The organism is Goekera deserti (assembly GCF_010685995.1).
In the GTDB taxonomy this organism is placed as follows: Bacteria; Actinomycetota; Actinomycetes; order Mycobacteriales; family Geodermatophilaceae; genus Goekera; species Goekera deserti.
In genome coordinates, this window is record NZ_JAAGWK010000019.1 from 1 (window position 1) to 14,644 (window position 14,644).

Below are 14,644 nucleotides of genomic sequence, written 5' to 3' on the forward strand. Positions count from 1 at the left end.
CAGACGTCGGCGTGCAGGGCAGCGGCCACGGCGACGGCCGTGGTGTCCGAGCCACCGCGACCGAGCGTGGTGATGTCCTTGGTGTCCTGGCTGACGCCCTGGAACCCGGCCACGATCACGATCGAGCCCTCGTCCAGCGCGCTGCGCAGCCGCCCGGGCGTGACATCGATGATCCGTGCCTTGCCGTGGCTGCCGGTGGTGATCACCCCGGCCTGCGAGCCGGTGAAAGAGCGGGCTTCGTAGCCGTGGGTGGAGATCGCGATCGCCAGCAGCGCCATGGAGATGCGCTCGCCGGCGGTGAGCAGCATGTCGAGCTCGCGCCCGGGCGGGTCGGCGGTGATCTGACTGGCCTGGTCCAGCAGCTCGTCGGTGGTGTCACCCATCGCCGAGACCACCACGACGACGTCGTCGCCGTTCTTCTTGGCCGTCACGATGCGCTCGGCGACACGCTTCACACGCTCGGCGTCCGCGACGGAGCTACCGCCGTACTTCTGCACGATCAGGGCCACGGAGCATGAGGCTACCGGCGAGGCGGCCCCTCGTTTGCGCCGGAGCGCCGCGGCGGGTGTGATCACCGCGTGACCGGCGTGGAGAAGTGGCTGCTGAGCGCCGAGGAGCGCGGCAACGCGGCGACCACGATCCCGGCCTGGACGGCCGGCAACCGGGTCGAACCGCTGGTGCACGGGTCCACCTACTTCGACCGGCTGGTCACCGAGGTGGACACGCTCGGCGACGGCGACCACCTGTTCTTCACCGACTGGCAGGGCGACCCGGACGAGCGGCTGCGCGACGAGGGCCCGACCGTGGTCGAGATGCTGCGCGCGGCGATCGAGCGCGGCGTGGTCGTGCGCGGGCTGGTGTGGCGGGCGCACACCAGCCGGCTGTCGTTCAGCAAGGAGTCCAACCGGGCGCTGGACCTGGAGGTGGAGGCGGCCGGCGGGGAGATCGTGCTGGACCAGCGCGTGCGGCGGGGCGGCAGCCACCACCAGAAGTTCGTCGTGCTGCGGCACCGGGACGACCCGTCGCGCGACGTCGCCTTCGCCGGTGGCATCGACCTCTGCCACTCCCGGCGGGACGACGCCGAGCACCGCGGCGACCCGCAGCCGCAGTCGATGTCACCGGCGTACGGGGACACCCCGGGCTGGCACGACGTGCAGCTGATGCTGCGCGGACCGGCGGTCGCGGTGCTGGACACCGTGTTCCGGGAGCGCTGGGAGGACCCGACGAGCGCCGACGTCGACCACCCGATCGCCTGGGTGCGCGACACGCTGCACGGCGCCCGCCTGGACCCCGGTCCGCTGCCGCCGGCGTACCCGCCGCCGCCGGAGTGCGGACCGCACGTGGTGCAGACGCTGCGCACCTACCCGGCGATCCGCCCGCCGTTCGACTTCGCGCCGAAGGGCGAGCGGTCGGTGGCCCGGGGCTACACGAAGGCGATCACCGAGGCGCGCAGGCTGGTGTACCTGGAGGACCAGTACATGTGGTCGGCCGACGTGGCGCGGCTGTTCGCCGACGCGCTGAGCGGGCAGCCGCACCTGGAGCTGGTGGTCGTGGTGCCACGGGTGCCCGACCAGGCCGGTGCGCTCTCGGCGACGCCGCAGGACCTCGGCCGCTGGAAGGCGCTGACCGTGCTGCAGGCTGCCGGCCGCGGGCGGGTGCACGTGTTCGACGTGGAGAACCACGAGGGGACGCCGGTCTACGTGCACGCCAAGGTGTGCGTGGTCGACGACGTGTGGATGAGCGTCGGCAGCGACAACTTCAACCGCCGGTCGTGGACGCACGACAGCGAGCTGTCCAGCGCCGTGCTGGACGGCACGCTGGACCCGCGCGAGCCCCGTGACCCGGCCGGCACCGGCGACGGGGCGCGCACGCTGCCCCGCGACCTGCGGCTGACCCTCGCCCGGGAGCACCTGGACCGCGCCGCGGACGGCAGCCAGGACGACGGCCTGCTCGACCCGGCCGAGTTCGTGGCCACCGTCCGGCGGACCGCCCACGCGCTGCAGGGCTGGTACGACAACGGCCGCGTCGGTCCCCGGCCACCGGGTCGGCTGCGGCCGCACCGGCCCGAGCACATCCCGTTCCGGACCCGTCTGTGGGCGGCTCCGCTCTACCACCAGCTCCAGGACCCGGACGGCCGCCCGCTCAGCCGCCGCCTGCGCCACACGTGGTGACCGGGCCCGGGGCCTGGTGACCGGGCCTGGCGGCCTGTGGCCTGGTGACCGGGCCTGGCGACCTGTGGCCTGGTGACCGGGCCTGGTGACCCGCGGCCTGGTGACCGGGCCTGGTGACCCGCGGCCGATGTCGGGCTGACCAGTGCCGGCACCGCGGAGGTCCACCACCACGACGCAGGTGCGTCACTGCACTCGCAGCTCGACGCCCGCACGACGCGACCGACCGGACCAGTACCCCGAGCACGCTTGTGCTCTGCTCGCCGTACGCGAGCAGAGCACAAGTCTCCGCGGAAGGCTGCCGCTGGCGATGAGCATCGCGCGGGACCCGGTCCGCGGAGGGCCGGTGAGTCCACAGATGTCGTCGAGGCCCACCCGCGGGCCCGGTCGGCGGCGCAGCATCAGCGGGTGGACGAGGAGTTCGACGGTGCCGGGAGCCTGCGACGGATACGGCGGACCGGCGATCTGTCGCAACGTCAGCTGGCCAACCGGCTCGGCATCAGCCCGGCGGCCCTGGGCGGCATGGAGGCGGGCCGGTCCCGTGTCCCGGCGACCCTGCTGGCCCGCGCGGCAGCCCTGGTGGGACTGCGACTCGTCCTGGTCGACGGCGACGGGCACCACGTCCCTCCGATGGCGGCGGGCGGGGCGCGGGACCGGGCCGGGCGGCGGTTGCCCGCGCACCTGGACACCCGGAGCGGCGACGTCGACTGGTGGCACGGCGAGGAGCGGTACAGCCGGCAGCGCCCGGAGTGGACCTATGACGTGCAGCGTGACCTGCGCGACCGGTGGCGGCTGCTCCAGGGCCTGCCGGACGACCACCACGTGCCAGGGCCCGGCGACTCCCTCGCCGCGAGGGCGGCCGCGCGGGCGGCCGCGCAGGACGTGGTCCACCGGTGGGCCCGCGTCGACCGCTTCCTGGCCCTGACGACCGGCGAGGAGCAGCCCTGGTCACTCGACTGCGCGTGCCCTCCCGGGTGTGACGACCTGCTGCTGGCGGACCTGCCCGACCACGACCCCGAGCGCGGGCGGCGTCGCCCGCTGCACGTCCGGGAGTGCCCGTGCGGCTGCGACGTCGGCTGAACGCGAGCCGGCGCACGCACGAGGCGGCCCGGGCACGAGCCGGCCCAGGGCATGAGCCGGCCCGGGGCACGAGGCAGCCGGAGCACGAGCCAGCCGGAGCACGAGGCGGCAACGGCGCGGACGCACCGCTGCTACGGTGTCCGGGTGCGCGGCGACCTCCTCCTTACGAGCCGCGGCGAGGTCCTCTCCTAGGTCGGCCCCCTCGCCGCGGAGTCCGCGCGTCCCACGCGCACAGCCAGCTGACCGCACCACGCAGCTGAGCCGTCGCCCGAGGGCCCAGCCCCGCGCAGAGGAGCCCCACCGTGAGCGAGACCCACCCGCACATTCGCAACCCCCAGCAGCCCTCGCCGATGCCGATCGGCAAGTACGCCCCGTTCGCCCCGGTCGCGCTGCCCGACCGCACCTGGCCCGAGACCGTCACCACCCGGGCGCCGCGCTGGTGCGCGGTCGACCTGCGCGACGGCAACCAGGCACTGATCGACCCGATGACCCCCGACCGCAAGCGGCGCATGTTCGAGCTGCTGGTCCGGATGGGCTACAAGGAGATCGAGGTCGGTTTCCCCGCGGCCAGCCAGACCGACTTCGACTTCGTCCGGCAGCTGATCGAGGACGACCTCATCCCGGCCGACGTCACGATCCAGGTGCTGACCCAGGCCCGCGACGAGCTGATCGAGCGCACCTTCGAGTCGCTGCGGGGCGCCCGGCAGGCGATCGTCCACCTGTACAACTCGACCTCCACCCTGCAGCGCCGCGTCGTCTTCGGCTCCGACCGGGACGGGATCACCGACATCGCGGTGCACGGCGCCCGGCTGGTGCGCAAGATGGCCGAGCAGATGACCGGCACCGACATCCGCTACGAGTACTCCCCCGAGTCCTTCACCGGGACCGAGCTGGAGTACGCCGTCGAGGTCTGCAACGCCGTCACCGACGTGTGGGAGCCCACCCCGGACCGGCCCACCATCCTCAACCTGCCGGCGACCGTGGAGATGGCCGAGCCCACCGTCTACGCCGACCAGATCGAGTGGATGCACCGCCACCTCGGCCGCCGCGACTCCGTGGTGCTGAGCCTGCACCCGCACAACGACCGGGGCACCGCCGTCGCCGCCGCCGAGCTCGGCTTCCGCGCCGGCGCCGACCGCATCGAGGGCTGCCTGTTCGGCAACGGCGAGCGCACCGGCAACGTCGACCTGGTCACCCTGGGCCTCAACCTGTTCAGCCAGGGCATCGACCCGCAGATCGACTTCAGCGACATCGACGAGATCCGCCGCACCGTCGAGTACTGCAACCAGATCGGCGTGCACGAGCGGCACCCCTACGGCGGCGACCTGGTCTACACCGCGTTCTCCGGCTCGCACCAGGACGCCATCAACAAGGGCTTCGCGGTGATGAGGGCCGACGCCGCGGCCGCCGGCACCACCGTCGACGAGATCCCGTGGGCCGTGCCGTACCTGCCCATCGACCCCAAGGACGTCGGCCGCAGCTACGAGGCCGTCATCCGGGTGAACAGCCAGTCCGGCAAGGGCGGCGTCGCCTACATCATGAAGACCGAGAACCACCTCGACCTGCCGCGCCGGCTGCAGATCGAGTTCTCCGCCGTCGTCCAGCGACACACCGAGGACGAGGGCGGCGAGGTGACCGCGCAGCAGATGTGGGCGGCGTTCACCTCCGAGTACCTGCCGGAGCCCGCGGCGCCGTGGGGCCGCTTCGCGCTCACCGGGCACCGGCACTCAGCCAGCGGCGACCAGCTCGACGAGATGACCGTCGAGCTGACCGACCACGGCGTGCCGGTGACCGTCGCCGGCCGGGGCAACGGGCCGATCGCCGCGTTCGTCGACGCGCTGCGCAGCCTGGACGTCGACGTCCGGGTGCTCGACTACGCCGAGCACGCGCTGTCCGCCGGCGGCGACGCACGGGCCGCGGCCTACGTCGAGTGCGCCGTCGGCGAGCGGGTGCTCTGGGGTGTGGGCATCGACCCCAACATCGTCAGCGCCTCGCTGCGCGCCGTCGTCTCCGCGGTCAACCGCGCCCTGCGCTGAGACGCGGACCCCCGTCCGGGGGCTCCCCCGCTCGGTGAGCGGGGCGTGCCCCTGGACGGGGTCGTCCGTGCCTCAGCCCTCGGCGAGCTCGCTGGCGGCCAGCCAGTCGTCCTCCAGCTGGGCCTTCTCCGCGTGCACCGCCTTCAGCTCGGCGTCCAGCTGGGCAGCCCGCCCGTAGTCGGCGCCCGCAGCGGCCAGCTGCTCGTGCAGCTTCTTCTCGTCGCCGTCCAGCTTGAGCATGCGGCGCTCCAGCCGGCTGGCCTCCTTGCGGGCCGCCCGCACGTCGGCCACCGAGTGCACCACCGCCGGTGCGGCGGGGGCGCTCTGCCCGCCGACCGAGCGGGTGGCGGTGGTCAGCGGTGCCCCGCCCGCGGCCCGCCGGGCCAGGTACTCCTCCACGCCGCCGGGCAGCTCGGCCAGCGACCCGTCGCCGAGCAGCGCGACGACCTTGTCGCAGACCCGGTCGACGAAGTACCGGTCGTGGCTGACCACCAGGACCGTGCCGGGGAAGCTGTCGAGCAGGTCCTCCAGCGAGGTCAGGGTGTCGATGTCCAGGTCGTTGGTCGGCTCGTCCAGGATCAGCACGTTGGGCTCGGCCATCAGCAACCGCAGCAGCTGCAGCCGGCGCCGCTCGCCGCCGGAGAGGTCACCGACCGGCGTCCACTGCCGGGACGCCGCGAACCCGAAGCGCTCGGCCAGCGTGGACGCCGACACCTCCTGGCTGCCGATCCGGGCGATCCGGGCGACGTCCTGCACGGCCTCCAGCACCCGGGCCTTGGGCGGCAGCTCGGTGACGTGCTGGGACAGGTACGCCGGGGCCACGGTCTGACCGACCACGACCCGGCCGGCGTCCGGCTGGTTCTCCCCGACCAGCAGCTTGAGCAGCGAGGTCTTGCCGGCCCCGTTGACGCCCACGATGCCGATCCGGTCGCCCGGACCGACGTTCCAGTCCAGGTCGCGGAACAGCGTGCGCGGGCCCTCGGGGGTGCGCACCGCGAAGTCGACGTGCTCGAGCTCGTAGACGGTCTTGCCCAGCCGGCGGGCCGCGAAGTTCGCCAGCGCCATGGTGTCCCGGGCCGGCGGCTCGTCGGCGATCAGCGCCTGGGCGGCGTCGATCCGGAACTTGGGCTTGCTGGTGCGGGCCGGCGGGCCACGCCGCAGCCAGGCCAGCTCCTTGCGCACCAGGTTCATCCGGCGCTCCTCGGTGACGTTGGCGATCCGCGCGCGCTCGGCCCGGGCCAGCGTGTACGCCGAGTAGCCGCCCTCGTAGGCGAACACCGAGCCCTCGGCGACCTCCCACGTGGTGGTGCAGACCTCGTCGAGGAACCAGCGGTCGTGGGTGACCACCACCAGGGCGCCCACCCGGTCCTTGACGTAGCCGGCCAGCCAGGCCACGCCCTCGACGTCCAGGTGGTTGGTGGGCTCGTCGAGCACCAGCAGGTCCAGCGGGCGCACGAGCTGGGCGGCCAGCGCCACCCGGCGCCGCTCCCCACCGGACATCGGCGCCACGGGGGCGTCCAGGCCCATCCGGTCCAGCTCCAGGCCGGCCAGCACGCTGCGCACCGCGGGGTCGGCGGCCCACTCGTGCTCGTTGGCGAAGAGGCTGGGCGGCAGGACGACGTCCCGGATGGTGGCGCCGTCGGGCAGCCGGCCGGCCTGGTCGAGCACGCCCATCGCGAGGTCGCCGCGGCGGGTCACCCGCCCGGAGTCCGGCTCGTCGGTGCCGGTGAGCACCGACAGCAGCGTGCTCTTGCCGCCGCCGTTGCGGCCGACGACGCCGATGCGCTCGCCCGCCGCGATGCCCAGGGAGACGTCCTCGAGCAGGACGGTGGTGCCGTGCGCCTTGCCGACCCGCTCGAGGTTGACCAGGTTCAGGGGTGCGCTCATAGACCCCCAGCATCCCAGCAGGCGGTGCGGCGCTGGAACGGCCCCTGTGCAGGGTCCCGCCACGAGCCTGCGAGTGGTGGCAGGCACAGGGGTCCTTCCCCCGCTACAGCCGGGTCACCTCGACGACGACGGCGTTCCCCTCGCTGCGCGGGCCCGAGAAGATGCCCTTCAGCGGCGGCACGTCGCGGTAGTCCCGCCCGCGGCCCAGCGTCACGTGCCGGGTGCCGATCTCCACCATGTTGGTGGGGTCGTAGCCCGACCAGCCGCCGTCCCACCACTCCACCCAGGCGTGGCTCTCGCCCTTGACCGGCTCGCCGATGGCGGCGTCGGGGCGGGGGTGCAGGTAGCCGGAGACGTAGCGGGCCGGCAGGCCGAGGGCGCGCATCAGGCCGACCGAGACGTGCGAGATGTCCTGGCACACGCCCTTGCCCTTGGTCCAGGCCTGCATCGCGTTGGTCTTCACGTTGGTCGAGCCGGACAGGTACTCCATGTGCTGGTGCACGAAGGCGCACACCCGCCGGCCCGCCTCGCCCGGGGCGGCGTCGGCGACGGCCGCGCGCGCGGCCCGCACCACGGGCGGGTCGATCGCGGTCAGCGGCGTGGGCCGCAGCATCTCGCCGAACCGGTCGACCAGGTCGGGGTCGCGCAGGTCGTCCCACCCGGCGACGTCGCCGGCGTGCGGTTCGGGTCCGACCTCGACCACCGACGTGGCCGTCACCACCAGCTCGGTGTGCGGGCCGTGCAGGTCGAAGGCGGTGACCGTGGAACCCCAGTAGTCGCGGTACGCGTGCACGGTGGCGGCCGGCTCGATCTCCACCCGGGAGCGCAGCGTCGTCTGCCGGGTGGTGTTCTCCGGGGTCATCCGGGCCTCGTTGTAGGACGAGCGCACCGGGCCGCCGTAGTGGAACGCGGTGCGGTGCACGACCTGCAGCCGCCACCGGTCGGCGCCCACCCGCGCCGGCAGGCCCGGGGACTGGGTCTGCCCGGCCGGGCCCTGCGACTGCCGCTGCGAGGGGGCGGCCGGCCGGGGGCGCGTCGCGCCCCGGCCCTGCCCCTGCCCCTGCCCCTGGCTCTGACCCCGGCCTTGACTCTGACCCTGGCTGCTCACGCCACTCCCTCCGGCACCCACACCTGCGGGGCCTCCTCGGTGAAGAAGCGCCTGGTCACCGCTTCGCTGGCCAGCGAGCAGGTGCGCTGCAGCTCGTCCAGGCGGGCCGGCAGCTGGGCGAGCACCTCGTCGGTGCCCATGAACTCCAGCATGGTGCGGGCCCGGCCGACGATGCGGTGCGCCTCGCCGGCCACGCCCACCCGGGTGCCGACCCGCACGTTGGCCCGCTCCAGCTCGGCCAGGCAGCCCTCGGCCTGCTCCAGGGAGGCGAACACCGAGCGCGGGAAGAGCCGGTCCAGCAGCAGGAACTCCGCGGCCCGGCTGGAGTTCACCGCCCCCCGGTAGGTGCGCAGGTAGGGCTCGTAGGCGCCGGTCGAGCGCAGCACCAGCGTCCAGGACGGCGCGGCGTCCCCGGCCATCACGCGGGTGGACAGCATCCGCGAGGTCATGTCCACCCGCTCCAGCGAGCGGCCCAGGATGAGGAACAGCCAGCTCTCGTCCCGGCTCATCGTGGCGTCGGCCAGCCCGAACACCATCGCCGAGCGCTCCCGGACGAACCGGAACAGCGAGTGCGGCCCGTAGCGGCGGGCCATGGTGCGCTGCTGCGGCAGGGCGTTGTGCGTGACGTTCAGCGACTCCCAGATCTCCGCCGACAGCACCTCGCGGGCACCGCGGGCGTTCTCCCGCGCGGCGGACAGCGCGCCCACGATCGAGCTCGGTGCCACCCGGTCGAAGGCCAGCGTGCTCAGCACCCGCTCGGTGTCCGCCTCCTCCAGCGCGCACGGCGTGCCCATCAGCGCGAGCAGCACGTGGCAGGCCCGCCGCTCGTCGATCCACGGGTCCTCGACCAGCCGCTGGGTGTGCACGTCGAGGATGCGCGCGGTGTCGTCGGCGCGCTCCACGTAGCGCCCGATCCAGAACAGCGACTCCGCGATCCGGCTCAGCACGGGACCTCACCTCCGCCACAATGGCCATCTTGGCGGGCTGACAAGCAGGCAGCGGCATCGATGACGGAGGCCACAATGGCCATCGTGGCTGCGCCGGGGCCCGCTTGCTGCTGCTGCTGGCCCTGGGCGATGGCGTTGTCGTTGGCCGGGCCGGGGTCCTGAGCGGGCGGGTCGGCGGGCAGGTCGGCGGTGGTGAACTCGATCCGGGTCAGGTCCGGCGCCTGTTCCGGCTCGGACGTCGGGCGTGGCCGGGAGATCACCCAGGTGTCCTTGGAGCCGCCGCCCTGGCTGGAGTTGACCACCAGCTCACCCTCCGGCAGCGCGACCCGGGTGAGGCCGCCGGGCAGCACCCACACCTTGTCGCCGTCGTTCACGGCGAACGGGCGCAGGTCGACGTGCCGGGGCGCGATCCGGCCGTTGATCAGGGTCGGGGACGTCGACAGCCCGATCGGCTTCTGGGCGATCCAGTCCCGGGGTGCGGCGCGCACCTTGACCGCCAGCTCCTCCAGCGTGCGCTCGTCGGCGCGCGGGCCGATCACGATGCCCTTGCCACCCGAGCCGTCCACCGGCTTGAGCACCAGCTGGTCGAGCGAGGCGAGCACCCACTCGGTGGTGTCCGGGGTGTCCAGCCGGTAGGTGTCGGCGTTGTCCAGCACCGGCTCCTCCCCCAGGTAGTAGCGGATCAGGTCGGGCACCCACGTGTAGATGAGCTTGTCGTCGGCGACGCCGTTGCCCACCGCGTTGGCGATGGTGACCCGGCCGGCCCGGGCGGCGTTGACCACGCCGGCGCAGCCGATCACCGAGTCGGAGCGGAAGTGCACCGGGTCGAGGAAGTCGTCGTCGATGCGGCGGTAGATCACGTCGACGCGCTGCTGACCGTCGGTGGTGCGCATGCTCACCTGCCCGCCGGAGCAGACCAGGTCGCGGCCCTCGACCAGCTCGACGCCCATCTGCCGGGCCAGCAGCGCGTGCTCGAAGTAGGCGGAGTTGTAGACGCCCGGGGTGAGCACCACGACGGTGGGGTCCGCCACCGCGCTGGGCGCGGCGGCCTTGAGCGCGGCGAGCAGCCGGGCGGGGTACTCCGACACGGGCTGGATGCGGTGGTCGCTGAACAGCTCGGGCAGCACCTGGCTCATCGCCGCCCGGTTGGTGATCACGTAGCTGACCCCGGACGGCGAGCGCAGGTTGTCCTCCAGCACCCGGAAGTCACCGGCCTCGTCGCGCACCAGGTCGATGCCGGAGACGTGCACCCGCACGCCGTTGGGCGGCACCAGCCCATGCGCGGCGCGGTGGAAGTGGGCGCTGGTGGTGATCACCGAGCGCGGCACGATCCGGTCGCTGAAGCACAGGCCGGCCCCGTAGACGTCGGCCAGGAAGGCCTCCAGCGCGTGCACCCGCTGCGCGACGCCCTCCTCGATCAGCGACCACTCGTCGGCGCCGATCACCCGCGGCACGATGTCCAGCGGGAAGGGCTGCTCCTCCCCGGCGTGGGCGAAGGTGACCCCGGCGTCCCGGTAGGTCTGGGAGAGGACGTCCGCACGCGCCGCGAGTTCCTCACCGGCCATCGGCTGCAGCGAGGCGAACAGTCCCGCGTAGGGCCCCCGGGGCTGGGACGGCGCGCTGAACATCTCGTCCCACGTCCCCCCGAGGGGATATCCGTCGAAGAGGTCCGCCATGCGTCGAACCTAGACACGGCGTGTGTCCCGCGCGTTTCGGACCCGCCGGGGGGCCCGCAGCTCAGGCGGACGCGCGGCGCACCAGGTGGGTGGCACAGACCCGGCTGTCGGCCTGCGGGCCGCCGTCGATCTGCTGCAGCAGCAGCTCGGTCATCAGCGGGGTCATCTCGTCCAGCGGCTGCGCCATCGTGGTCAGCGGCGGGTCGCAGGTCTGTGCCACGGCCGCGTCGTCGAAGCCGACCACCGCGACGTCGCCGGGGACCGTGCGGCCGGCGGCCTGCAGCGTGCGCAGCGCACCGACGGCCATGGGGTCCGAGGCGACGAAGACCGCGTCCAGCCCGGGCTCGCGGTCCAGCAGCTCGGCCATCGCCCGGGCGCCGCCGGCCTCGGTGAAGTCACCGTGGGCGACCAGCCCGGGCTCGAGCCGGCGGCCGGCCTGCTCCAGCGCGGCCCGGTGGCCCTGGAACCGGTCGACGCCGGCGATCATGTCCTGTGGGCCCGTGACGGTGGCGATCCGGCGGCGGCCCTGGGCGATGAGGAACTCGGTGGCCACCCGGCCGCCCCCGACGTTGTCGGCGTCCACGTAGGCGACGGGCCGGCCGTCGAACGGGCGACCGCAGAGCACCAGCGGCACACCGGCGGCGGCGAGGACCTCGGGCAGCTGGTCCTCCCGGTGCAGCGACATCAGGATGACGCCGTCGACGTGCCCGCGGCGCGCGTACCGGCCGATCTTCTCCTGCTCCCGGGCGTCCCGGGCGGTGAGCAGCACCAGGTTGAGGTCCGTCTCGGCCAGCGCCCGGGAGAGACCGCGCACGATGCTGGCGAAGAACGGGTCGGAGAACACCTGGGTGTCCGGCTCGGACAGCACCAGCGCGATGGTGTCGGTGCGCCGGGTGACCAGGCTGCGGGCCATCCGGTTGGGCACGTAGCGCAGCTCGGCGACCGCGGCCTGCACCGCCTCGCGGGCCTCCGCGCTGACCCGCGGGGAGTCGTTCACCACGCGGGAGACGGTCGCCCGGGAGACCCCGGCGCGCAGCGCGACCTCGTCCAGCGTCGGTGCAGCGGTGCGCGTACCGGACACGGTCATGCCTGCTCCTCACCTCGGGGACGGCTCCCAGTGTGGGGGGTGGACGCCGAATGTGGAAGCGCTTCCACGAATGTCGCACCACCCCTTGACAGCCCTGTGTGACTCCGGCCACTCTCCTCACCACGGCCGTGAGAGCGTTCTCACAGCCCCGCCAGACGGTGCACAGGAGCACGGGTCGGCGGACCACACAGGAGGTCTGATGTCCCTGACGAGACGGGCCACGGCAGCTGCAGGTGCGGCACTCGCCGCGGTCCTGGTCACCACCACCGGCTGCGGCGACGACGACGCGAACGCCGAGCCCTACGACCCCGACGCCCCGGTCACGATCACCGTGGGCCTGTTCGGCACCTTCGGCTACGAGGAGGCCGGGCTCTACGAGGAGTACATGCAGCTCAACCCCAACGTCACCATCGAGGAGACGTCGATCGCGCAGTCCGCCCCGTACTACAAGGCGCTGCAGACCCGGCTCGCCGCGGGCTCCGGCCTGGAGGACGTGCAGGGCATCGAGAGCGGCTTCGTGGCCGACATCGTCACCAACCACGCCGACCAGTTCGAGGACTTCGGCGCCCGGGACGACGCGGCCGCGGTCAAGGAGAACTTCTACGACTGGAAGTACGCCCAGGCCACCAGCGAGGACGGCCGGGTGGTCGGCCTCGGCACCGACACCGGCCCGCAGGCGATGTGCTTCCGCAAGGACCTCTTCGAGCAGGCCGGCCTGCCCACCGACCGGGCCGAGCTCGGCACGATGTGGTCGGACTGGGACGGCTACCTCGACGTCGCCCGGCAGTACGAGGCCTCGCCGACCAAGCCGGCCGACAGCAGCTTCGTGGACAGCCCGGCGAGCATCTTCTCCTCCGCCGTCTACCAGGGCGACCTCGCCTACGACGACGAGGACGGCAACCCGGTCCCGGACAGCAGTGACGGCGTGGAGACGGCCTGGTCGCTGGCCAGCGAGGCCGCCGCGGACGGCCTGACCGCCGGCCTGGACCAGTTCAGCGACGAGTGGGACTCCGCCTTCTCCAACGGCGCCTTCGCCACCATCGCCTGCCCCGCCTGGATGCTCGGCTACATCACCACCCAGCTCGGGGACGGCGGCGCCGGCACCTGGGACGTCGCGCCGCTGCCCGGCCAGTCCGAGCAGGCCAGCAACTGGGGTGGCGCCTGGCTCGGCGTGCCCACCGCGGCCGACGACAAGGAGGCCGCCATGGAGCTCGTGGAGTGGCTGACCGCACCGGAGCAGCAGGTGAAGATGTTCACCCGCGAGGCGCACTTCCCCTCCAGCCCGCAGGCCGCGGAGGACCCGGCGGTGGCCGGCGCCACCAGCGACTACTTCAGCGGGGCGCCGATCGGGGCGATCTTCGGCGAGTCGGCGGAGAACATCCGGCGCACCCCGATCGGCCCGTACGACACCCAGATCCAGGAGGCCTTCACCACGGCCCTGGGCACGGTGGCCACGGCCGGCACCGACCCCGACGAGGCCTGGGAGTCGGCGCTCTCCAGCGCCGAGCAGGTCACCGGCGGCTGACCCGCCTCGCGGGCCGGGGCACCCACCCCGGCCCGCCCCAGGCTCCCGCCGTCCGGTCGGTCGGCGCCCGGGACGACCACCCTCCCGGGCGCCGCGCCGGCACCCCCACCGCCAGCCACGCCCCGCGATCCGTCAGAGGACGACGCATGACCATCACCAGCACGAGCCCACCCGACGCCGTCGTCCTCGGACCGCCGGCCACCCGCCCCGCCGTCCAGCCCAGCCGCCGGAAGAACAACCGGCTGACCCACAACCGCTGGGGCTACGCCTACGTCGCCCCGTTCTTCCTGGTCTTCGGGGCGTTCAGCCTCTACCCGTTCCTCTACACCGCCTGGGTCTCGCTGCACCGCACGAGCCTGTCCGACATCGACGGCGGCACCTGGGTGGGCCTGGAGAACTACCGGAACCTGCTGCAGAGCGAGTTCTTCTGGAACGCCGCCCGCAACACCCTGACGATCGGCATCCTCGCCACGGTGCCCCAGCTGTGCATGGCGCTGGGGTTGGCCCACCTGCTCAACTACCAGCTGCGCGGCCGGACCTTCTTCCGCACGGTGATGCTGATGCCCTACGCCACCAGCATCGCGGCGGCCACGCTGGTGTTCGCCCAGCTGTTCGGCCGGGACTACGGCCTGATCAACACCGCGCTGGAGGCCGTGGGGCTCGACCCGGTCGACTGGGAGGGCGGCACCTGGAGCAGCCAGATCGCCATCGCCACGATCGTCACCTGGCGGTGGACCGGCTACAACGCGCTGATCTACCTGGCCGCGATGCAGTCGATCCCGGGCGAGCTGTACGAGGCCGCGGAGATCGACGGCGCCAGCCGGTGGAAGCAGTTCCTGCACGTCACGATCCCGTCGCTGCGCCCGACGATCGTGTTCACGATCATCGTCTCGACGATCGGCGCGGTGCAGCTGTTCGGCGAGCCGCTGCTGTTCAGCGGCAACGGGACGACGTCCGGCGGCGGCTCGGGCCAGTACCAGACCCTCGGCCTGCTGATGTACCAGCAGGGCTGGAGCAACTTCAACATCGGCCAGGCCGCCTCGACCGCCTGGGCCATGTTCCTGATCATCCTGGTGGTCGTGGGGCTGAACGCCCTCGTCGGCCGCCTCCGCGCCCGGGCCGACCGGTAG

The 14,644-nt window shown here is 73.2% G+C and carries 11 protein-coding genes; 5 read left to right on the forward strand and 6 right to left on the reverse strand.

What is annotated here, in order from left to right:
- Positions 1-509 (reverse strand): amino acid kinase family protein (locus G1H19_RS13105; RefSeq protein WP_459562361.1); only part of this gene is annotated, 509 nt, incomplete at its 3' end.
- A gap of 69 nt (positions 510-578) precedes the next feature.
- Here G1H19_RS13105 and G1H19_RS13110 point away from each other — a divergent pair.
- The 3 genes from G1H19_RS13110 to leuA all read left to right on the forward strand — a co-directional run bounded on the left by G1H19_RS13110 (position 579) and on the right by leuA (position 5,284).
- Entirely contained in the window at positions 579-2,171 is a 1,593-nt protein-coding gene (locus G1H19_RS13110) for a phospholipase D family protein (RefSeq protein ID WP_162392937.1), read from the forward strand.
- Between the two features lie 405 nt (positions 2,172-2,576).
- Positions 2,577-3,248, forward strand: a complete 672-nt coding sequence (locus G1H19_RS13115; RefSeq protein ID WP_162392936.1) for a helix-turn-helix domain-containing protein — start codon at positions 2,577-2,579, stop codon at positions 3,246-3,248.
- Between the two features lie 302 nt (positions 3,249-3,550).
- Positions 3,551-5,284, forward strand: a complete 1,734-nt coding sequence (gene leuA, locus G1H19_RS13120) for a 2-isopropylmalate synthase (protein ID WP_202925898.1) — start codon at positions 3,551-3,553, stop codon at positions 5,282-5,284.
- Positions 5,285-5,356: 72 nt separating this feature from the next.
- Here the strand turns inward: leuA and G1H19_RS13125 are convergent, their stop codons facing one another.
- From G1H19_RS13125 to G1H19_RS13145, 5 genes are all read right to left on the reverse strand, one after another.
- Positions 5,357-7,171, reverse strand: a complete 1,815-nt coding sequence (locus tag G1H19_RS13125; protein ID WP_152729496.1) for an ABC-F family ATP-binding cassette domain-containing protein — start codon at positions 7,169-7,171, stop codon at positions 5,357-5,359.
- Positions 7,172-7,274: 103 nt separating this feature from the next.
- Entirely contained in the window at positions 7,275-8,279 is a 1,005-nt protein-coding gene (locus G1H19_RS13130; RefSeq protein ID WP_235928116.1) for a transglutaminase family protein, read from the reverse strand.
- Positions 8,276-9,226: an alpha-E domain-containing protein gene (locus G1H19_RS13135; protein ID WP_162392935.1), complete on the reverse strand. Its 951-nt coding sequence runs from the start codon at positions 9,224-9,226 to the stop codon at positions 8,276-8,278. Before G1H19_RS13135 ends, G1H19_RS13130 begins: the two co-directional genes overlap by 4 nt.
- Positions 9,220-10,902 (reverse strand): circularly permuted type 2 ATP-grasp protein, encoded by a 1,683-nt coding sequence (locus G1H19_RS13140; protein ID WP_235909576.1) that lies wholly within the window; start codon positions 10,900-10,902, stop codon positions 9,220-9,222. The genes G1H19_RS13135 and G1H19_RS13140 overlap by 7 nt, the downstream gene beginning before the upstream one ends.
- A 61-nt stretch (positions 10,903-10,963) precedes the next feature.
- Positions 10,964-11,989, reverse strand: coding sequence for a LacI family DNA-binding transcriptional regulator (locus tag G1H19_RS13145; protein ID WP_152729495.1), 1,026 nt, complete (start codon positions 11,987-11,989; stop codon positions 10,964-10,966).
- Positions 11,990-12,188: 199 nt separating this feature from the next.
- On the opposite strand from G1H19_RS13145, the gene G1H19_RS13150 reads away from it, so the two are divergent.
- Together G1H19_RS13150 and G1H19_RS13155 are read left to right on the forward strand one after the other, a co-directional pair.
- Positions 12,189-13,514: an extracellular solute-binding protein gene (locus G1H19_RS13150; RefSeq protein ID WP_152729494.1), complete on the forward strand. Its 1,326-nt coding sequence runs from the start codon at positions 12,189-12,191 to the stop codon at positions 13,512-13,514.
- Positions 13,515-13,660: 146 nt separating this feature from the next.
- A complete protein-coding gene (locus tag G1H19_RS13155) occupies positions 13,661-14,644 on the forward strand; it encodes a carbohydrate ABC transporter permease (RefSeq protein WP_152729493.1) in 984 nt (327 codons plus the stop codon).

What these genes read in the sequence shown, in the direction of transcription:
- G1H19_RS13150 (WP_152729494.1), top strand. Translation starts at nt 12,189, where the DNA reads ATGTCCCTGACGAGACGGGCCACGGCAGCTGCAGGTGCGGCACTCGCC.
- G1H19_RS13140 (WP_235909576.1), bottom strand. Translation starts at nt 10,902, where the DNA reads ATGGCGGACCTCTTCGACGGATATCCCCTCGGGGGGACGTGGGACGAG.
- G1H19_RS13145 (WP_152729495.1), bottom strand. Translation starts at nt 11,989, where the DNA reads ATGACCGTGTCCGGTACGCGCACCGCTGCACCGACGCTGGACGAGGTC.
- G1H19_RS13125 (WP_152729496.1), bottom strand. Translation starts at nt 7,171, where the DNA reads ATGAGCGCACCCCTGAACCTGGTCAACCTCGAGCGGGTCGGCAAGGCG.
- G1H19_RS13155 (WP_152729493.1), top strand. Translation starts at nt 13,661, where the DNA reads ATGACCATCACCAGCACGAGCCCACCCGACGCCGTCGTCCTCGGACCG.